Annotated in this window: 14 protein-coding genes, 1 tRNA gene and 1 pseudogene; 9 read left to right on the top strand and 7 right to left on the bottom strand. The window is 59.7% G+C overall.

From position 1 onward, the window contains the following. Positions 1-54 precede the first annotated feature (54 nt). Complete coding sequence (gloB, locus tag GCN78_RS12790) at positions 55-864, bottom strand: hydroxyacylglutathione hydrolase (RefSeq protein WP_152252052.1); 810 nt, start codon at positions 862-864, stop codon at positions 55-57. A 19-nt stretch (positions 865-883) separates the two neighbouring features. On the opposite strand from gloB, the gene GCN78_RS12795 reads away from it, so the two are divergent. From GCN78_RS12795 to GCN78_RS12815, 5 genes are all read left to right on the top strand, one after another. Next, positions 884-1,660 (top strand): class I SAM-dependent methyltransferase, encoded by a 777-nt coding sequence (locus GCN78_RS12795; RefSeq protein ID WP_152252053.1) that lies wholly within the window; start codon positions 884-886, stop codon positions 1,658-1,660. After that, positions 1,653-2,090 (top strand): ribonuclease HI, encoded by a 438-nt coding sequence (gene rnhA, locus GCN78_RS12800; protein WP_152252054.1) that lies wholly within the window; start codon positions 1,653-1,655, stop codon positions 2,088-2,090. Before GCN78_RS12795 ends, rnhA begins: the two co-directional genes overlap by 8 nt. Positions 2,091-2,193: 103 nt before the next feature. Then, the gene (dnaQ, locus tag GCN78_RS12805) at positions 2,194-2,910 is read left to right on the top strand and encodes a DNA polymerase III subunit epsilon (RefSeq protein ID WP_152252055.1); all 717 of its coding nucleotides are present in this window, start codon (positions 2,194-2,196) and stop codon (positions 2,908-2,910) included. An 82-nt stretch (positions 2,911-2,992) separates the two neighbouring features. Further along, positions 2,993-3,067: transfer RNA gene (locus GCN78_RS12810), tRNA-Val, on the top strand. A gap of 87 nt (positions 3,068-3,154) precedes the next feature. Continuing rightward, positions 3,155-4,392 (top strand): IS3 family transposase gene (locus GCN78_RS12815; RefSeq protein WP_413465207.1). Its coding sequence is split into 2 segments (ribosomal slippage): positions 3,155-3,479 and positions 3,479-4,392, totalling 1,239 coding nucleotides; the frame shifts between segments, so codons are not numbered across the junction. Between the two features lie 100 nt (positions 4,393-4,492). Here the strand turns inward: GCN78_RS12815 and GCN78_RS12820 are convergent. From GCN78_RS12820 to GCN78_RS12845, 6 genes and pseudogenes are all read right to left on the bottom strand, one after another. Next, positions 4,493-7,585: a S8 family serine peptidase gene (locus GCN78_RS12820; RefSeq protein ID WP_152252056.1), complete on the bottom strand. Its 3,093-nt coding sequence runs from the start codon at positions 7,583-7,585 to the stop codon at positions 4,493-4,495. 32 nt (positions 7,586-7,617) lie between these two features. Then, complete coding sequence (locus GCN78_RS29310) at positions 7,618-8,376, bottom strand: NF038120 family PEP-CTERM protein (protein WP_226939606.1); 759 nt, start codon at positions 8,374-8,376, stop codon at positions 7,618-7,620. Positions 8,377-8,959: 583 nt separating this feature from the next. After that, positions 8,960-9,641: pseudogene (locus GCN78_RS12830) on the bottom strand (IS5 family transposase). A 1,185-nt stretch (positions 9,642-10,826) separates the two neighbouring features. Next, entirely contained in the window at positions 10,827-11,252 is a 426-nt protein-coding gene (locus GCN78_RS12835) for a GNAT family N-acetyltransferase (protein WP_226939607.1), read from the bottom strand. A 122-nt stretch (positions 11,253-11,374) separates the two neighbouring features. Further along, entirely contained in the window at positions 11,375-12,118 is a 744-nt protein-coding gene (locus tag GCN78_RS12840) for an SDR family NAD(P)-dependent oxidoreductase (RefSeq protein WP_152252058.1), read from the bottom strand. A gap of 783 nt (positions 12,119-12,901) precedes the next feature. Beyond that, positions 12,902-13,978: a LacI family DNA-binding transcriptional regulator gene (locus tag GCN78_RS12845; protein WP_226939608.1), complete on the bottom strand. Its 1,077-nt coding sequence runs from the start codon at positions 13,976-13,978 to the stop codon at positions 12,902-12,904. 362 nt (positions 13,979-14,340) lie between these two features. On the opposite strand from GCN78_RS12845, the gene GCN78_RS12850 reads away from it, so the two are divergent. Genes GCN78_RS12850 through GCN78_RS12865 form a run of 4 tightly spaced genes read left to right on the top strand, consistent with a single transcriptional unit; the run spans position 14,341 to position 19,850 of the window. Continuing rightward, positions 14,341-16,689: a TonB-dependent receptor gene (locus GCN78_RS12850; RefSeq protein ID WP_152252059.1), complete on the top strand. Its 2,349-nt coding sequence runs from the start codon at positions 14,341-14,343 to the stop codon at positions 16,687-16,689. A gap of 45 nt (positions 16,690-16,734) precedes the next feature. After that, positions 16,735-17,850, top strand: coding sequence for an alpha/beta hydrolase (locus tag GCN78_RS12855; protein ID WP_152252060.1), 1,116 nt, complete (start codon positions 16,735-16,737; stop codon positions 17,848-17,850). Then, positions 17,819-18,751: a GDSL-type esterase/lipase family protein gene (locus GCN78_RS12860; RefSeq protein ID WP_193316714.1), complete on the top strand. Its 933-nt coding sequence runs from the start codon at positions 17,819-17,821 to the stop codon at positions 18,749-18,751. The genes GCN78_RS12855 and GCN78_RS12860 overlap by 32 nt, the downstream gene beginning before the upstream one ends. A 4-nt stretch (positions 18,752-18,755) precedes the next feature. Beyond that, positions 18,756-19,850, top strand: coding sequence for an alpha/beta hydrolase fold domain-containing protein (locus GCN78_RS12865; RefSeq protein WP_152252062.1), 1,095 nt, complete (start codon positions 18,756-18,758; stop codon positions 19,848-19,850). Positions 19,851-19,909 lie beyond the last annotated feature (59 nt).

Raw genomic sequence — 19,909 nt, forward strand, 5'->3', positions numbered from 1 at the left:
CCGGCGGTGCATACAAGCATCGGCCGGGATTTTTTTTTGGGTGGAAGGGTGGACTTAAAAGCTGTTTTTCCACATCCGTAGCGCGGCGAACGCTTCCACGGGCGAGGCGTCCGCCGTCAGCTTGCCTTCCACTTTCAGGCTGGTCAGAATCGCCGGTTCGCGGTAGCGCAGGAAGGGGTTCGTGGCCTTTTCCAGGGCAATGGTCGACGGCACGGTCGACAAACCCTGCTGGCGCTTTTCCGTGTCGATGGCGATGCGTTCCTGCAAGGCCTGATTGCCTGGCTCGACGGCGTTGGCGAAGCGCAGATTGGACAAGGTGTACTCATGCGCGCAAAATACCTCGGTATCGCCGGGCAAAGCGGCCAGCTTGCCCAGCGAGTCGGCCATCTGGCCCGGCGTGCCTTCGAACAGGCGGCCGCAGCCGCCCGCAAACAAGGTGTCGCCGGAAAACAGCCACGGCGCGCCGTTGCGCTCGTCGCGCTGGCGCACGTAGGCGATATGCCCCTTCGTATGGCCGGGCACGTCGATGACGGTCAGTTGCAAGCCCAGTTCGGGCACGTAGGCGACATCGCCTTCGGCAAGCGGTTCCGTGATGGCTGTGATAGCCTCATTGCGCGGGCCGAAGACGGGCACGGCGAAATGCTGCAACAATTCAGGCACGCCACCCGTGTGGTCGGCGTGGTGATGCGTGAGTAAAATGGCGGACAAGGTCAACTGATGGGCTTGCAGCGCATCGAGGATGACCGTCGCATCGCCGGGGTCGACCACGGCGGCGTGACGGCCGTCATGGATCAGCCACAGGTAATTGTCGGCAAAGGCAGGCACGGCAAGTACCGATAAAGCGTGTTCAGGGGAATATGTCATGAGCAAGAGAGAAAACTGAATGGACAGTGCGGCATCCGAAAAATCCATTATAGCGCTTGACGGCTGGCTGCAGACGCCCGCCGGTCTGTACGTGCGCGCCTGGGAACAGCAATGCCTCGACAGCCTGACCGTCGACATCTTCGGTTTTAACGCCGTGCAGATCGGCTTGCCCCAGATCGACGCGCTGGCGGCCAGCCGCATGCCGAACAAATGGCTGCTCGATGCGCGCCTGCCGTCGCGCCCGCCGCAGGAAAGCCGTTTGACCCTCGTGTCGGCCTTCGACGAGCTGCCGTTCGACTCGCAAAGCCTGGACCTGGTGGTCTTGCCGCACGTACTCGAATTTGCCGCCGAGCCGCACCAGGTCTTGCGCGAAGTCGAACGCGTGCTGATCCCGGAAGGGCGCGTGATCGTCTGCGGCTTCAATCCGGCCAGCCTGTGGGGCATGCGCCAGGGCCTGGGACGGGTCACGGGCCGTCATTATCTGCCGCAAGCCGGCGAACTGATCTCTATGCCGCGCATGAAAGACTGGTTAAAATTGCTGAACATGGGCGTCAGCCAAAGTCACTTCGGCTGCTACGCGCCTGCCTGCAAGACAGAAAAATGGCTGCGCCGCAACGCCTTCATGGACAAGGCCGGCGCGCGCTGGTGGCCATATCTGGGCGCAGTGTATATAGTGCAGGCGATCAAGCGCGTCAAAGGGATGCGCTTGATCGGTCCGGCGTGGACCAAGAAACCGGCGACGGCGCCCGCAGGCGCACCGGTCACGAATAAAAGGCGGGAACAGCAAGATGGATAAGGTAGAAATTTACGCCGATGGCGCATGCAAGGGCAATCCCGGCACGGGCGGCTGGGGTGCGCTGATGGTGGCCGATGGCGCCAAGAAAGAAATTTACGGCGGGGAACTGAATACGACGAATAACCGTATGGAATTGAAGGCCGTCATCGAAGCCTTGACGGCGCTCAAACGTCCCTGCCAGGTGGTGATGTATACCGATAGCCAGTACGTCCAGAAGGGCATCAGCGAATGGATCCACGGCTGGAAGGCGCGCGGCTGGAAAACGGCGTCCAAGGCGCCCGTAAAGAACGTCGACCTGTGGCAGGCGCTCGATACGGCCCAGGCCGTGCATGAAGTGGAATGGCGCTGGGTGCGCGGCCACAATGGCCATCCGGGCAACGAGCGCGCCGATCAGCTGGCCAACCTGGGCGTGGAAACCGTACGCGCCTGATGGTTTAAAATTCCTGTAGCGAAACAGCGGGCAGGGAGTAATCGAAGGGCACAGGTTTGCTATACTGTGCCCTTCGCTTTTTGCCTTTACGACTGAATCTGCCATGCGTCAAATTGTTCTCGATACTGAAACCACCGGCCTGAACCCGCGCACGGGCGACCGCATCCTGGAGATCGGGGCGGTCGAACTGAACAACCGCATGTTGACGGGTAATAATTTTCACCATTACATCAATCCCGAGCGCGACTCGGAAGAGGGCGCGTTGGCCGTCCACGGCTTGACGACGGAATTCCTCAGCGACAAGCCGAAATTCGCGGAAATCGCGGAAGAATTCCGCGCGTTTATCGCCGGTGCCGAACTGATCATCCACAACGCCCCGTTCGATATCGGCTTCCTGAACGCGGAATTCAAGCGCCTGAACCTGCCGCCCGTCCACGAGCAAGTGCATGGCGTGATCGACACCCTCGTGCAGGCGAAGGAAATGCATCCCGGCAAGCGCAACTCGCTCGACGCGCTGTGCGACCGCTACGGCGTCTCGAACGCCCACCGCAAACTGCACGGCGCGCTGCTCGACTCCGAATTGCTGGCCGACGTCTACCTGGCCATGACGCGCGGGCAGAACAGCCTGAGCATGGAAGAAGAAGTGGAAGTGGCCGCCGACGGCGCCGCCCTGGAAATCGTGCCCCTGGCCGAAGTCATCTTCCAGAGCGCCACGGCCGACGAACTGGCCGCCCACGAAGCCACCATCGCCGGCCTCGACAAGGCCGCCAAAGGCCAGTGCATCTGGACCGCCGTCACGTCGCCGCCAGCGGCCGCCTGAGGAAAAAACGGGGGCGTGGCAAATTTCCTGTCGCCAGCCCTTGCAGATGCCGCAACACGTATGCGATAATTCGCCTCGCTTCGGGAGGTTAGCTCAGGGGTAGAGCACTGCATTCACACTGCAGGGGTCGCAAGTTCGAAACTTGCACTTCCCACCAGAATTTGCTTTAATTTTAAGCACTTAGAAAAAGCCGCCAATCATCGATAGGCGGCTTTTTTTATGGGTGTGACCGTCCTGAAATAAGTTGACACTTAAATTGAGCGTTGTCGAGCAGGTTGAAAAAGGCGAGCTGACGTACAAGCAGGCGCAAACGCGCTACGGAATACAGGGTCGGTCGACAGTTTTGGTATGGTGTCGCAAACACGGCCTGCAGGATTGGACGCATCCCAGGGGCCGAAGCCAACGGAGAGCGACCATGACAGACAAGCCGAGCAAGCCACTGACGCCAGAGCAACGCATCAAGGAACTGGAACGTCAGCTCAAGGAAGAAAAACAGAAATCCGCGCTGTTCGAGGCGGTTCTCGACGTCCTGCGTGACGAATACGGGGTGCCGGTAAAAAAGCCTTTGGGCAGGTCATCGCGCGCAAGCAAGTCGAAGGATTAAGCGTCGAACGGGCCTGCCGCTGTGTCGGCATCAGCCGCCAAGCGTATTACCAGCGCCGTCAGCGCGAGCGACATTGCCTGGACAGGGCGCAAGCTGTCGTCAAGCTGGTGCAGCCGATACGCCTGCGCCAGCCACGCATCGGCACGCGCAAGCTGCACAGCATGCTCGGTGCAGCCTTTTCCGGTGCAAAAATCAAATTGGGACGCGATGGATTCTTTGACATCTTGCGCCAGGTGCGGCTGCTGGTGCAACCACAGCGAGCCTATCATAAGACCACGAATAGCCATCACCGCTTCCAGCGCCATCCCAATTTGCTCAAGGAGGGGCCGGGACAAGTGCTCGCCACGCGGCCGGAGCAGGTGTGGGTGGCCGATATCACGTATCTCCCGACCGCCGGAAAATTCGTCTATCTGAGCTTGGTGACGGATGCGTATTCGCGCAAGATCGTGGGCTATCACGTGCACGCAAGCCTGCAAACCGAAGAGGTCAGCGAGGCCTTGAAGATGGCCCTGCGAGCACGACAGCGCAAGACGCCGCTGATCCATCATTCAGACAGGGGCATCCAGTACTGCTCTACTTACTATCAAGAAATTCATCGTCGTCATGGACTGACTTGCGCCATGACCGACGGCTACGACTGCTATCAGAATGCGCTGGCCGAACGTATCAACGGCATTCTGAAAGGCGAGTTCTTGCTGAATCGACCTGCAGACCTGAAACAGGCGAGCAAAATGGTGGCGCAATCGGTGCGGATATACAACCAGGAACGACCACACACGGCCTTGAAGTACAAAACGCCCGATGCGGTGCATCGGGCGTTTGTGCAGCAATCAATACTGTCAACCTATTTTAGGACTGGACAGTGGCAAAGCGATTGAATGGATAAAGCGTAAAACTGCGGCACGCTTTCGATGGCGTGCCGCCTACTTCATGACGAACTATCGCGATGGCGGTCAGGCATTGGGGTGCGCATCGAGATTAAGGGATGATGGGCGCATTCTTAGGCTCGACGGCCAGCACGGTGGTGCCAGCCACGACGCCTTTGTTGTCCAGCCATTGCACCGCGCCCATATATCGTTTTCCAGCGTCGAGGCCAGACCAGCTCAGGCCCACGGTCGCTTTTCCAGCCGGGTAAGTCTGGCCCGGTGCACCCGCCTTCAGGTTGCCGCCCGCATCACCGCGTTTGACGATGGCCTGGGACAGGAACAGGTTGGTGGAGACACGATCAAAAATGATATTGCCAACTAGGCAAACGTTGTAGTTGCCGGGCACCGGATTGCTCATCGTCACACTTTGATTGCTGTCTGCCTTGCTACTAAAGCTGTGGCGCACTCCATTGCTGTCTAGAATAAATATGTAGACGTTATTGCCAAAGCCGAGGCCAGTATCGCGGTCAAACGTTTCAAAGCGCACTGCGGCCGTGTCGGCGCCGATGGAAAATGGCACCAGTAACGTTCCCGCGCTTTTATTGACGCATGCGCTAACAATATGGTCGACCTCCTTCAGGTCAGCTTGAACCCCCTGGGTGAGAGTCAGGCGAGTGCGTTTAACTTCGCTGAATCCGGCAATGGCGGCCGTCATCCGGCCGCTGATGGCGCTGGTTAACCCTACCAGGCGCGTGGCTGACGGCTTGTCCGAGCTGATCAAGGCCGGCACTTCCAGCAAGCGCGAGCGGGCCACCAAGGGGCTACGTACCTTGTGTTGGCCGTCGGTCCACTCCAGTGCTCCGAATTGCCAGGCATCGGTTGGTGCGCTGGTGCGCGTCAGGGTCACATCGAAGGATTTACTTTCGCCCGGCTGCAGACTCAGACTGGCCGGTGCAACCACCACGTCATAGCCGCTCAATGCCGCGCTGGCCGTGTATATTGCCGCCGACGCGCCCACATTGCTCACCGTGCGCGTGACGGTTTGCCGAATATACACATTATTCACGGAAATCGACGGCAAGTTCAGGTTCAAGCCCACATTGGCGACGACAGTGGTGCAGCCAAGGCCGACACCCATGTCGCAGACATATTTTTCGTACTGTGCTGGTGTGATGTCATACACTAGGCCGGGATCCGAAGCCAGGTTGGGCACTACGTGACCAGCACCCTGGCCTAATGGGAGGATGCCGCGCGCGTCGCGCTCTTGAGTATCGGGTTGTGTGGCGCTGGCTGTGGTCATCAATGCCGACTTGATGGCAGCAGGAGACCAGGTAGGGTGCTGTTGGCGCAGCAAGGCGGCCAGGCCGGCTACGTGGGGACTGGCCATGGAGGTACCTTGTAAGAACTGCCAGCTGGCTGGCGGCACGAGGGTGCCAGCAACGACCTCATCATGCTCGCCGTTCGTCAGGACTGGCGTGTGGCCAGCCAGTATATCAACACCGGGGGCAGTGAGATCGGGCTTGAGCACATTGCCGTCGTACCGGTTCGGTCCCCGCGAAGAAAAATCGGCGACAACGGGCGAGGCCGACAAGTTTTTGCCGAAGCTGGCCACCGACATGGCCGCAGCGGCGTTGGCGGTCGCCGCATAAGTGCGAATCAGTGCGCCGTCTGCGGCAGTCACGTGCACAGTTGGAACAGCATGCACTTCCGTCACCAGACCGAGGCCATTGTCAACCATCACCATGCCCACGCCGCTGGCTTCTCGAACAGCATAACTTTTGTCCAGACGGGCATTCCCGCCGCGCGCGCAGACCACCACCTTCCCCGCCGCCTTGGCCGGGTCGAGCAAGGCCACCCCGGCATTTTCCGCGGTACTGTAGCAGAACGCCAGCTTGACTGCATCGGCGCCAGGCAGGCCTGCGTCTTCGGCGCGTATCAGCGCTTGCCGGGGCAGTGCGGTGACATTGCCGGATGCGCCCTGATATTTTTTGCCATCAGCAAGCAGCACGCTGGCGTTGCCAGTACTCCGATCATGCGTGGATGCCGCCACTGTCATCAGCCAGGGGCTGACATGCGCGACTTCGTTGGACGGCCCGCTGTTGCCGGCTGAAGCGGCGACAAACACGCCAGCGCTAGCCGCACGCAAGAAGGCCAGCTCCACAATGTCATCAATTTTTTCTCCACCACTGATCGAGAGGTTTAGTACATGCACGCCATCGATGATGGCTTGCTCGATTGCAGCGACAGAGTCGCCTTGATAGCACGTATTTTTGCCGCTAACCGCCGCCGTTGGGTAAGTCCAGCATACCTTGTAAGCAGCGATCCGCGCGCGTGGTGCCATGCCTGAAAGATTTAAAAGGCCGCTGCCAGCGAGGCTATTGCCGGCCGCAGTGGTGGCGGTGTGGGTGCCGTGGCCGCCGTTGCCGACCGGGCCGCTCAGTGAATCTCGGGGAGAGCGGAAGTCGCTCCAATGCATGGCAGGCATCCGCGCGCGGAAGGTACTGTCGAAATAGCGCGCACCTATTAGCTTGTTATTGCAATGCTCGACCGTAAATCCCTCTCCCGTCTGGCATATGCCTTTCCAGCTGACTGGCGGTGCGCCGTAGGTCAGGGTAGCGGCTGGGTCGAAGGTCGGCGCGCCATTGGCGTCGATGCGGTCGGCAAAGGCGGGATTTTCCGGCCAGACGCCAGTATCGATTATGCCGACAACGATATCTTCCCCCGCGCGCGCGCGGCCGCCTAGCTTACTCCACAGGCCATCGGATTGGTCCAGTCCTAGGAAGGTGGGCGTGCTCACCGTTTGCGACGTGTGCTCCGCATCGGCCTTGATGCTAGCCACGTCTGCGCTGGCTTTCAATTGCAGTACTTCGGCATCCGTCAGCATGGCGGCAAAGCCGTTCAGCACGGTCACGTATTGATATTGCACAGGCGCGTCGGCCACGATGGCCTGTACTGCCTGGAGTTTGCTTTCGAGGTAGCGGGTATATTGCTGTGCATTGCTGCTATTGATATCTAGGTGTTCGCCGGGAGCAGGCTTGGTGGCGGGCAAACCATTGATGTCTCCGGTGTAGGTGGCTAGTGGTTCCGCTTTCAATTGCACGATGTAAGGACGGCGCACGTCATCGCCGCCCAACGGGGCGGCTTGGACGCTGGAGATGCTGCAAAGCAGCATGACGATGGCAAGGCAGACAGGGCGTAATTGCATGGATTATCCTCAGTGTATGGGGGGAGGCGGGATCAGGCGCGGCGGCGGGCGACAGCGGCGATGCTTACCAGACCCAGCAAGAGCATTGCGTAGGTCGATGGTTCCGGCACCGCGCTGATGCTGAAGTTAAGGTTGTCAAGGCCAAACTGTCCCTGGTTATTGCCGAAACCGCACGCGCCCGTCGTGTCGCAACTGAGGGCGGATATTTGCATGCCGGTGAAGTCGAGCGCGCTCATGGCGCTATTAAAATAGTATTGTCGAAAAGGGTGAAAGAGAGTGCCCAAAAAAACGGTGGGTTGTGGCAAATCGAAAGTTTGCGACAGCGTTGAGCCATTGCCATAGAAACCCTGCACTATCATGCGCCCGGCCGGTGCTTTGATGTCGCTGATGATAAAACTGGCATCGAAGCTCTGCACCTTGAAGGTGCCACCGCCTTGCATGCTATGAATGCCGAGTATGCCATCGTTCAAGCCGCCATAGTAGTTGCCGGCATTGCCGGTTGGACAAGCGAGCCTGCTGCAAAAATCGCTGTCGCTACCGTCAATGATGGCGCCCACCAGCGATCCGCTGGCACCATTTGCATCGGTACCGCCGAGACGTAAGCCGTGTTGTTCGAAGCTGTCGCCACTAAAAATCAAGTCATTACCGAGTCCTTCGAAATCGATTACATCGGCATGCGCAGCCGGAGCTAAAGCGGCCAACGAGCAAAACGCAGCGCTAGCCATACTTTTGTAGAATGAGGAACCGGCATGGACGCCAGATAAAGTGAAACGGTAGGCAGAGTGATTCATTTTCTTCCCTATGATGATAGTTTTTGATGGTCATACGTGCCGGATCAGTACGTAATAACATGTCGTCTAACTAATAGTTGGACTTAGTAAACTATATCCATAGTGATAATTAAATGTAATTTTTTTTAATTATTTTCAGGGAAAATAATACTGATAATAGCTTGCGTTTTAGCGAGTTTCGCTCTAAATTGTAACTAATAGTAGTTAAAAAATATTTCATCATTGATGCTAAAAAACGACACTTTTTGTTGTGAATATGCATGTGAGTCAGCCTAGATGCTAAAAAGCAAAGTGCTAAAAAGCAGTCTTTGCAGGAAAGATCAGTTTTTTGCGGAATTTGGGGATATTTTTAGTTGAATATACAAATTAGTTGTCAAAAAAATTAGTTCATCTTTTAATATTTTTTTTAATCAATCTTGCATTGGCGAAATATTGTCAAGCAACCTTTCCAATTTGTCATTGCATTTTAACTAATAGTTATATTTCCATATTTGAGAGAATTCGTCTGATATCGGCCCCAAGTTCGCACTGTAGAACAGCTCTCATCTCTACTCGGTGTCGGCTAGGGTCTGTCTGACTGATTTCAGAGGAGCCATAGAATCATTGTTGCGATAATCACGACTGCCAGATAGTTGTGTCCGCGTTTGTCGTAGCGAGTTGCGACGGCGCGGAAATCTTTCAGGCGGTTAATTGCGCGCTCGACGGCCTTTTCCGGGGGCGACCACGGCCCGGACGAGGCACATCAATCGCACCGAGCAACTGTCCGACGTGGGCCGCGTCGCTACGCTGGCCGGCCGTGACAAGAGCGGACAGCGGCAAACCGTGCCCATCGACACAGACATGGATTTTGCTGGTGATGCCCCCGCGTGAACGCCCCAGCCACTCGTCAGTTATGGCCCCCTTTTTTCGGCTGCTGGCAGCGTCTTTCGCGCCCCGACAGCACTGCGCTGGGCCTTGATGTGTGTAGCGTCGAGCGCAGCACCAGCCCAGTCCACCAGGCCAGCCTCGTCGGCTGCAGCCTGCATGACCCGGAGAAGTCGCTGCCAAGTGCCATTCCTCGACCAACGAACAAAGCGCTCATAGCAGGTCTGCCAAGGACCGTAGCGTGGCGGAATGTCGCGCCAAGGGGCGCCTGTGCGCAAGCGCCATAGGATGCCATTGATCACGTGCCGATGCTCGACATACACGTGACCGTGATGGGGGTTGGATGGCAGATGGGGCGCAAGTTTGCGCGACTGCTTTTCAGTAAGGTCAGTTCGGCTCATCGCCCTATGACTATCCAACCTTAATTAAGTTCAGTCAGACAGACCCTAGCGGGCGTGCCGTAGCGAGCGGCGATAGCGAAGCTGTTCACGCCGATAATAGCTGCAGGTTCTCGCAGACCTGCTGTACTGCATGAGCACAAGGTGAGAGCCACAATCCCCGCCGATAGAAGGTTCATATCCCACGCCCGTATGATGTTTGCCACTTTAGCGACAGCATGCCCTTTTATTACTGGCACAATATTACGCAAGCGCATAGGTCCTTCTGGGATCATAAGAAAGTGGGTGTAATTCCGGGTGTAATCGGGTGCAATCCAGTGCCATTTAATAGCGGCCAGCAGAAAATTCCCCCTATGAGAGCACTGCAAAAACGTGCTGGAACTGCATTCACACTGCAGGGGTCGCAAGTTCGAAACTTGCACTTCCCACCAAGAATTCGTTTGATATCAAAGGCTTACACTAATCTAGTGTAGGCCTTTTTTGTTTGGTATGAAAAAAGTATGAAAAATCCGCTTCGGACCTGCCTGGACGAGGCCGGACAACGGACAATGCGTCTATTGCATAAGTCCATAGCGTGATACTTTTCAGCCAGGCATCGAGCGCTCTGCATGTTACCTCTAGGTACCGGACTTCGATTCAATGGCAGCAAAGTGCGAATCCCCCGTGCCGCAAAAAAACACCTGAAAAATCACCTTTCTGGGCTAATGCCGTTCAGCGAAAGTTTCGTTTCAAGACTCGAACACCGAAACGTTGATGCAATACCTGCACGGCCCGATCCCAAATGTCAATCAGACCGTTCTTCATTGGCGATCTCGGCTAAACGGATTGACGCAGTCGTTGCAGCAGGGCTGGCAACTTGCCGCAAGAACGTACGAGAGCGGCCCAGTGCAATTCATATCGGATCAGGTTGAAAGCGCGCATGACGTTGATTTGGATGCGGACGAGTTTGATTGCTGTGGGCTAACAATAAAGTTTGACACAATCTGCACGACTCTCCAGACCTCCGATGCCGACCGCTATCGCCCCAGGCTGTGTGAAAACTCCAAATCTTAAAATATTCGTGGGTAGGATTACCATTCCCAGCACCGAGAAAACGGCGTTGCGCGCGTTTTGAGAGGCCGATTTTTTTGAAGGACCAGAATTTTTCTGCGTTTTCACATAGCCTGGCCCCAAAGCGGCCATTGCAGGCTATACCAAGATTTTAACGAAACGCAGGCGTTTTTCTTGGTAGCCGTTACGCTCATAAAACAGATGCGCTCGGGTACGAGCACTGCTGCTGGACAATTCAAGCTGTGAACAACCATGCTGCAACGCAAACGCTTCCGCAGCAATTAATAGGCTTGCTCCGACGCCTGAACTCCTGCGTTCGTCGTCCACTACCAAAGCGGATAGGAGACCCCAGGTGCCTCGAACATGTAACGGCTTTATGGTATGCACTACCGCAACTCCGACAACATTTCTGCCATCCTGCGCTACAAATACCTCGCCCGACGAACTTTGACGTAGTTCACGTAAGTATCTTTCGACTTGCTCGACTTCGTTTGCATATCCTAGTTGTGCCAATAGCTCGACGATACGTTCCAGGTCGTCGGTTGCAGCTTTACGAATGTTCATTGTGGGTATAGGTTCAAACAGCATTTTTCAAGAACTGTACTTCCTCTTCTAGCCGATTGTTGTCGTCTTAAAAGCGGACTAATAATTAAACTTGACACGGCGGAGCACTCCTAACGAGCACACTACGTAAGATTCAATCCACCATCTGATAGCAGGATTTCACCAGTGAGATAGTCCGATGCAACCAACATCGCAACGGCTTGCGCAATGTCCGCTGGGCTAGCAGCTCGTCGCATCGGCGAGCGATCCTTCCAAAGTTGCTGCGCCTGAGTCCAATCTGCGGTAAGTGGTGTATCGACCAACCCGGGGGCGACGGCATTTACTCGGATGTCGGGCGCAAGTGAAACAGCGAGTAGCCGTGTCATATGATTTAAGGCCGCCTTCGTGGCTGAATATGGAATCGATGCGCCCTTCGGGCGGACGCCAGCATGTGAGCTGATGTTGACTATGCAGCCGGGACGACCGTGGCGTTTCGAATCACGCAATGCTGCTTCAGCCTCAGCTATCAAACGGAAAGGAGCAACCACGTTCACTTCGTAGAGTTCATGCCACACATCGGGCGTCGCGGCACCCAAATCTGCGTGCGGAATAACACGGCAGATCCCTGCGTTATTAACCAGAACATCCAGCCGCCCCCATGCCCCTATTGCTTCGCGGATCAGTCGCACTCTGTCATCATCATCGGCCAAATCAGCTTGCACATAAATTGCCGATCCGAGTTCGAGTGCTAGTAGCTGTCCGGCCTCTACCGAATTGCGCGAATGCAATACGACTGAATATCCTTCGCTCGCAAGCCTGCGGGCAATTGCCACACCGATGCCCGAAGTCGAGCCGGTAACAAGTGCAACGGGAGCCTGAGTCATCATATAAGCCTATAGCGTTTAATAGTTTTTAGGAAAGTGTACAACATCTTGATGGGCGTTCTGCTCACTTTTGTGAAGGCCTGCATTTGGCCGAAAGAAGTCTAGACCATCGCAACTACTCCAGAGCTGGCGGCAAGTTCCCAGCCTTTGCGACCGCGTGCCCACGTGCGACGAGAAAAGCTTTTGTAGCGGCGTAGAGTTCGTTGTCGTCGATGAGCCTTGCCATCAGCGCTCCTTTTGCGTTTCTTCGCGCTATCACTAGCGAGTTCAGCACGAAATACTCAGTCCATACGGAGCCGTCAGACTCTAGCGCTCGTAGCACATCGATTTCAGTTATTCCCATAGATTCACTTTCTGTACGTCTGCTTCTGGCCGGCATCGGCCATCATCGTGGCTGGCGAGCAGCTACTTTCCCTGCAGGGTGCCTGAGATTTTCTTCCCGTCCGCATAACGTCGGATTTCCCCGAACGCAGAGGTGGTTTCCTTGCTCTGATTGAGTTCTATGGTTCCGGATGTCAAAAAAGCATGTAACGCCGCAGCCGAGCCTGAAGTTCCTTCATTCCGGATGGTGGCTCGCGCCTTTTCAGTGCACACCTCCAGTAGCAGTCGATCCAGTAGTTTCCCCACACGGCGGTAAATCAGTTCCTTGGACTGCTCCGGTACCCTAAGCTCAGGTGGCATCGATGGATGGTAAGACGCGGCTACCCGAGGCAGCGGCCGCGTCGCCAATGCGATAGAACCCAAGCGAAGCTGCGGGAAAATCGTGATGCAAGCGGCCGCGAACGGTTACCTTGCAGCGGGGGGACCAGTGCCGCTGCTCTCCCTTATCACCAGCGACGATGCAAGCTGCCGCTGCCGCGGCGGCGCACCCGACAATTGCGCGAGCAAACTGTCGACCAGCGCTTTGCCTGCGTCGATCATCGGCGTGCGCACGGAGCTAAGTGGAGGCTGAAAATTGGAGGCGGTGATGATGTCGTCGTAGCCGATGATGCGCACGTCGTCCGGCACTTTTTTGCCGAGCGCCGCCAGCGCACCGATCGCGTTCATCGCCATCGGGTCGGTGGAGGCGAAAATGCCGTCGAACCCGCCGTCGCGGGGATAGCGCTCGGCAATCACGGCGACCACCGATTCGCGCGACTGGTTGGCTGCCAGGGTCAGGTCGGCGGCGGGGACCAGCCCGCGCGCGTGGTGAGCTTGCAGATAGCCGGTGTGGCGCTGGCTGATCTCGGGCAGTGCCGTGTCGCCCAGGAAAGCGATGCGCCGCGCGCCCGCGTCCAGCAAATGCGACGTCGCCAGGAAGCCCCCCTGCACGTCGTCGCCGCCCACCGAGCCGTACAATTGCCCGGGCAGCCGCGCGCCCCACACCACGAAGGGCAGGCCTTGCACGGCCATCGCCGTCAATTGGTCATGATGCCCCCACTGGCCGATCAGGATAAAGCCGAGGCACCGCCCACCCTTGTACGCCTCCGCCGCCAGATCGAGCCGGTCGGCCGACACCCGCGACAGCAGCATGTCCATGCCGCACGCGGTCAGGGCGTCGGCGATGCTGCCGATCAATGTGAGAAAGAACGGTTCCGACAGCGGCAATTGCTCGACCGGGTCGTACGGCACCACCACCGAGATGGTGCGGTTTTGATTCAAGCGCAGGTTCCTGGCGCTGGCGTCGATGCTGTAATTGCTCGTTTTGGCCAGTTCGGTGATGCGCTTGCGGGTTTCCTCGCCGATGCGCCCGGTCCCGGACAACACCCGCGACACGGTCGAGCGCGACACACCGGCCATCCGCGCGATGTCCTCCATCTGTGTGCGCGACGGCCGCTGGAAAGGGGAGGCCACGCTGTCGTCCGGCTGCTTCTTGTCAGTCATTGTGAATCCCGATAACTATTTAAAAAATGCGATGGTTGCTCGCCGGGCATCTTACACCGGGCGTCGTCCACCTTCACCTCGCGTCCGGTCGATGAAAAAGCAACCGATTGCGCAAAATGGCTCTGTCTATATACACGTTCTCAGCGGCAATGTCACTAGAAAAGCTTTAAATGCTTGAAAATGTCAGTTTTCGGCAAAAAATAATTAAGTTATTGCAGCCAATCCACAGAAATGCGATAGTGAGCAATCGATTGCGCAAAAGCGACGTTCAGATTGCTAGTCATCAAAGCCCGGTACGACCGAGGCGACGGCGCATCGAGTATGAAGACAAGCTCGGAACCTAAAAAAATCAAGGAGACCAGATGAAGTTTCAACTCACCCCCCTTTCCCTGGCGTGCGCCATGCTGGTGCACGCTGCTGGCGTCCACGCGCAGGAGGCCACCGCCGACAAGGCAAGCGACACCGGCACACTCGAAGCGGTGACCATCACAGCCCAGCGTCGTTCGGAAGTGCTGTCGAAGGCGCCGCTCGCGGTCAGCGTGGTCAGCCAGAAGGCGCTCGACGCCCAGGGCATCACTTCGCTGACCGACATCGCCTCGTCGGTGCCCAACATGGCCGTTGCCAGCAACGGCTTCTCCATGCGGGGCATAGGCAGCAACGCCTCCTTCGGCGGCTACTCGACGGTCGCGGTCCACGTCGACGGCATCTACGAACCGAACTATCAAGTGTTGAGCCTTGGGCTGTACGATGTCGGCCGAATCGAGGCACTGCGGGGCCCGCAGGGTACGGTGTACGGCCGCAACGCCACCGTCGGCGTGGTCAATGTGATCACCGCGCGCCCGACCGCCCGCCCGCAACTGTTCGGCGACGTCAACTATGGCGACCACAACGACGTGACCGCGCGCGCTGTGGTGAACGTGCCGGTATCCGAGACGCTGCTTCTGCGCGCTTCCGTACTGCGGCGTACCAGTGACGGTGACGAGCCGGGCAGGGCGGTCTCCAGCCGCTACGGCAAGGTCGACCTGTCGAGCGCGCGCCTGGCGGCGGCCTGGCAATTGGGTGACAGCCTGAAATGGAATGTGTCGTTGAGCAAGCTGGAGGACAAGGGCACGATCGCGGCGGTCCACAGCGTCGCCTATAACTACTTCCCCGACGCCAACATCGCCGCCGGCACTCTGGGCAAGCGTGTCACCGTGCCGGTCGACACCAACGTTGGCGGCATCGGCGGCGGTGGCGCCGGCACCGGCATCCGCAAGGATCTGGCCCAGACGGGGCTGCGCTCGTCACTGGTGTGGGCCGTCAACGACGATTGGACGGTGACCTACCTGGCCGGCTTGACCAAGCTGGTCAACAACGGCGTCGATCTCAACTCCGGCATCTTCAGCCTCTACAACAAGGACAACAAGACTATCACCCGTAGCCACGAGCTGAATGTCAATTACGAGAGCGACCGCCTCAAACTGGTCGGCGGCCTGTACGACTACCGCGACGAGCAGAACGGACTCTACGGGGTGCGTATCGGCAACGCGCTGCCGGCGCCGCTGGCCAGCGTGCTGCCGCCAGGTCTCGCCTTCGCCCCTGGCGCCGGCAACCTGCCGTCCGGCTATGGCAACCTCGACGCGGCAGTGCGCAACAACGCGTTGAAGAACACCTCCAGGGCGGCCTTCGGCCAGGCCACCTACAGCGTTTCCGATGTCTGGCGCATGACCCTGGGCCTGCGAGGCACGCGCGACACGGCGCTGACCGACACCGATACCCAGGCTTGCCTGTACGGGACCATGCAAGCGCTGGCGGCCAACCTGCCGTGCGGCGTACCGTTCGGCCCGGCGGTCAACGCCTCCGGCACCACCAGCTCGCGCAACACCAGCTACAAGGTGACCTCCGAGTTCGACCTGAGCAAAACCGACATGTTGTACGCCACCGTGTCGACCGGCTATCGCGGCGGCGGCGTCACGCCAAACGTGGCGACCCCGTACCTGACCTACAAGCCGGAGACCCTGACCAGTTTCGAGGCGGGCTGGCGTGGCCGGCTGCGCGGCGACACATTGGGCCTGAACCTGACGGCCTTCAGTATGGATTACAAGGACCTGCAGGTGAGCACCATTGGCAAGAATCTGTCGGGCAACAACACCGTCGTGACCGGTAATGCCGCCACGGCGCGCGTGCGCGGCATCGAGGCCGAGCTGGACTGGAGGGTCACGCGCCAGGACCATCTGCAGGGCTTCCTTACCCTGCTCGACGCCAAGTTTGGCACCGTTGCGCCGGGTATCGACAACGCCAACGCCGTCGACGTGTTGTACAACAACTTCGCGCCGACGCCGATCAACACCGCCCCGCTCGACAACAGCGGCCGCCGCTTGCCCAACGCGCCCAAGATCAGCGCGCGCCTGCGCTACGCCCATACTATCGAGCTGGGCGCCAACGGGCAGTGGACGCCGTCGATCCAGACGTATTGGCAGAGCGGCAGCCATTCGGTCATCGACAGCCTGTCCAGCACCGATCCGCTGCTCGGCTACCGCAAGGCCTACAGCAAGACCGACCTCAACCTCGACTGGCAAAGCCAGGACAGGCGCTGGAACGTCAACGCCCACGTCTACAACGCCGAGGACCGCCAGGTCTACACCAGCAACACGCAGATCCTGGCGCTCAGTATCGCGTCGTACATGCCGCGGCGCACCTTCGGCCTGCGTGTCGGCTACACCTTCTATTGAACGTGACCGCGCATTCAACAATATCCAACCAACGGAGTCCAGCGCATGCTAAGTAAAGTCTTTCGGCCAGCCATCCGTTCGCCCGAGGTGGGCGGCGACGGCTCGCTGATTTTCCAGGTGGAGGCACCAGCGGCCCGTCAAGTGCGGGTCGAGCTCGACGCGCTGGCGGCGCCGCTGCCGCTGGACCGCGCTGCCGACGGCATCTGGCGCGGCAGCAGCCCGGCGCTGCCGCCAGACCTGTATTGCTACCGGCTCGTTATCGACGGCGTGTCCGTGCTCGATCCCGCCAACCCGTGGATCAAGCCGTCCAGCACGGGCCTGGGGGAGAGCATGGTGTTGCTGCCCGGCCGGCCCGACGCCGCTGCGTTGCCGTGGCAGCAGGGGGACGTGCCGCGCGGGCTGGTGGCGCGCCACAGTTACCGTTCCGCCGCCATCGGCGGCGACCGCGAGTTCTACGTCTACACCCCGCCCGGTTACGACCGGCGTTCCGGACGCGCCTACCCGGTGCTGTATTTGCTGCATGGCTTGGGCGATGCCGCAGGTGCCTGGTTCAGCGTCGGACGCGCCGACGTCATGCTCGATGCGCTGATCCACGACGGCCGTTGCCGGCCCATGCTGGTGGTGTGTCCGTCCGGGCATTGCGATCCAGGCATGGCCAGCGACCTGCCGCCGCCGTCAGCCGGCGCAGCGCTGCGCAACATCGAGCTGCTGGGCGCAAGTCTGCTCGACGAGGTGTTGCCAGTTGTCGAGCGTAGCTATTCGGTCGACGCCGACCGACGGGGCAGGGCGGTTGGCGGGTTGTCGATGGGCGGTGCGCAGGCGCTGTTCGTCGGTCTGAACGCACCGCACCGGTTCTCCCATGTGGGCGCGTTCAGTCCCGCCACCTTCATGTTCGAAGGCGATTTCGAGGCCTGCCTGAGGCAGGCGACGTCGCCGGCGGCGATGCCGCGCCTGCTAGTCAGTTGTGGGCGCGACGACTTTTTGATCGACGACGTGCGTGGCTTCGTCGACTGGCTGGCCGCGCGCGGCGTCGCGCACACTTGGCAAGTAGTCGACGGCGCGCATGCATGGCGGGTCTGGCGGCGCAATTTCATCGATTTTGTCTGCACATTATTTAACAAGGATCATCATGACGATTCACTTTGCAACTCTGGCGCGTAGGCGCCTGGCTGTCGCTGTCGCCGCGCTGTGCTGCGCGCTGCCGGCGGCCGCCGCGACGCCACCCCCGAACACGCAAGGCATGCTTGAGGCGCCTTGCGCCGGCTTGCCGGCGCTACCCGACGTGCCGCGCGCGCTGGTCGACATGTTCATCGAGCCCGGCGCCATGCGTCCCGCGGAACTGGAGCGTCTGATCGCCGGACCGATCATGGCGCAACGGGCTCGGGCCGAGGAGATGCGGCGCCAGCTCGACTGGCCGGACCTGTGCCGCTACGCCGCCGCCAACGCCGCCGTGACGGCGGCCGGCGCCGCCATCGACGGCGTTTTCCTGGGCGACTCGATTACCGAGTTGTGGTCCGAGTCGGCGGCCCGGGTGTTCGGCGACCGCTGGCTCAATCGCGGCATCGCGGGGCAGACTTCGCCGCAGATCCTGTTGCGCTTTGCCGCCGACGTGGCGGCGCTGCGTCCCCGTTTCGTCCATCTCATGGCAGGCACTAACGATATCGCCGGCAATACCGGTCCCACTTCGGCGCGGCGCTATCAGGACAACATCGAGGCCATGGTGGCGATCGCCAAGCGTCAGGGGATAGCCGTGCTGCTGGCGAGCATCCCGCCGGCGGCCAGCATGCCCTGGCGGCCCACCCCCGGCACGCCGGCGCGTATCGAGGCGTTAAACCGCTGGCTCAAGGCGCTGGCGCTCAGCGAGGGCCTGGTCTACGTCGACTACCATGCGGTGCTGGCGGCGCCGGATGGCGCGTTTCGCGCGGACTTTTCGAACGATGGCGTCCATCCGAACAACCAGGGCTATGCGCGCATGAAAAGCGTACTGGAATCCGCGCTCGGCCAATTACCCGACAAGAGGTCGCAAAACGGGCGCGCCGCCACACCTACCGTCAAGGAGTAACAGAATGAGCGAGTTTAATTTCAAGTCCGATTCCAGGTCCATGCACACCGCGCCACGGCGCGCCTTTTTAAGCGCGTGCGGCGCGCTGGCGGCCGCCGTTGCGGCACACGGGGCTGCCCGGGCGGCGGCGCCAGTCTCGTCGCTGCCGGGGCCGATACCGCTGCCCCCGACCGTGTCGGATGGCTGGCCCAGGATGTTCGCCGACCTGGCGGCCTTCCCCAAACCGGCGCTGCCGTCGCCGGACGATGTGGAAGCCTGGGACGCTTTGCGCCAGCGCCTGGCGGCGATGTTCGAGGAGATGAGCCGCGAGCGCGTCGCCGCCACCGGCGTGCGATCGCGCAAGGGTACGCTCGGCGGCGTGCCGGTGATATGGCTGGAACCGCCGCATGTGCGGCGCCGGGACTGCCTGATCGTCTATGCCCACGGTGGTGCCTACACGCTCGGCACTGCCGGCTCGACGCTGCTGGCACCGGCGCAAATGGCGCTGGCGACGGGCTTTTGCGTCGTCTCGATCGACTACACCACGGCGCCGCGCGCGAAGTGGGAGCGCACGACCGGCGACGTGGGCAAGGTGTTCTCCGCACTCTACGCCGATGGCTATGCGCCGCGCCGGATCGGCTGCTTCGGCGACTCTGCCGGCGGCGGCCTGCTGGCGGGCGCCTTGCTGCGCATGCTCGACCGCAAGATACCACTGCCGGCCGCCGCCGCGCTGTGGTCGCCTTGGACCGATCTCGACTTTCAGGGCGACACCCTGCTCACCCTGGCCGCCGCCGATCCCATCGTCTCGACGGAGGCGTTGCGGCCGAGCCGTGACGCCTATGTCGACGCTGGCGAGCGGCGCAATCCGTACGCCTCGCCGGTGTATGGCGACTACAGCAAAAGCTACCCGCCGACCCTGGTGCAATGCGGTTTGCGCGAGGTCTTGCTGTCGGACTCTGTGCGCTTGTACCAGGCAATGGCCGCTGGCGGCGTCGCGGTGACGCTGGATGCGTACGAGGGTATGCCGCACGTGCACCAGACGATGGCCGACACCAGCCCGGAAGCCCAGCGCGCCATCGCCAAGACGGTGGCTTTTTTAATCGGCCACATCGAATCCTGACGCCACGCCATCAAGCGCACTGACGTCGGCACGGTGGAAGGGACCACGCTGAATGGTGT

It is taken from the genome of Janthinobacterium rivuli, assembly GCF_009208735.1.
Taxonomy (GTDB): domain Bacteria; phylum Pseudomonadota; class Gammaproteobacteria; order Burkholderiales; family Burkholderiaceae_D; genus Janthinobacterium.

Coding starts and splice junctions, on each gene's coding strand:
- gloB (WP_152252052.1), bottom strand. CDS start 864: ATGACATATTCCCCTGAACACGCTTTATCGGTACTTGCCGTGCCTGCC.
- GCN78_RS12795 (WP_152252053.1), top strand. CDS start 884: ATGGACAGTGCGGCATCCGAAAAATCCATTATAGCGCTTGACGGCTGG.
- rnhA (WP_152252054.1), top strand. CDS start 1,653: ATGGATAAGGTAGAAATTTACGCCGATGGCGCATGCAAGGGCAATCCC.
- dnaQ (WP_152252055.1), top strand. CDS start 2,194: ATGCGTCAAATTGTTCTCGATACTGAAACCACCGGCCTGAACCCGCGC.
- GCN78_RS12820 (WP_152252056.1), bottom strand. CDS start 7,585: ATGCAATTACGCCCTGTCTGCCTTGCCATCGTCATGCTGCTTTGCAGC.
- GCN78_RS29310 (WP_226939606.1), bottom strand. CDS start 8,376: ATGAATCACTCTGCCTACCGTTTCACTTTATCTGGCGTCCATGCCGGT.
- GCN78_RS12835 (WP_226939607.1), bottom strand. CDS start 11,252: ATGAACATTCGTAAAGCTGCAACCGACGACCTGGAACGTATCGTCGAG.
- GCN78_RS12840 (WP_152252058.1), bottom strand. CDS start 12,118: ATGATGACTCAGGCTCCCGTTGCACTTGTTACCGGCTCGACTTCGGGC.
- GCN78_RS12845 (WP_226939608.1), bottom strand. CDS start 13,978: ATGACTGACAAGAAGCAGCCGGACGACAGCGTGGCCTCCCCTTTCCAG.
- GCN78_RS12850 (WP_152252059.1), top strand. CDS start 14,341: ATGAAGTTTCAACTCACCCCCCTTTCCCTGGCGTGCGCCATGCTGGTG.
- GCN78_RS12855 (WP_152252060.1), top strand. CDS start 16,735: ATGCTAAGTAAAGTCTTTCGGCCAGCCATCCGTTCGCCCGAGGTGGGC.
- GCN78_RS12860 (WP_193316714.1), top strand. CDS start 17,819: ATGACGATTCACTTTGCAACTCTGGCGCGTAGGCGCCTGGCTGTCGCT.
- GCN78_RS12865 (WP_152252062.1), top strand. CDS start 18,756: ATGAGCGAGTTTAATTTCAAGTCCGATTCCAGGTCCATGCACACCGCG.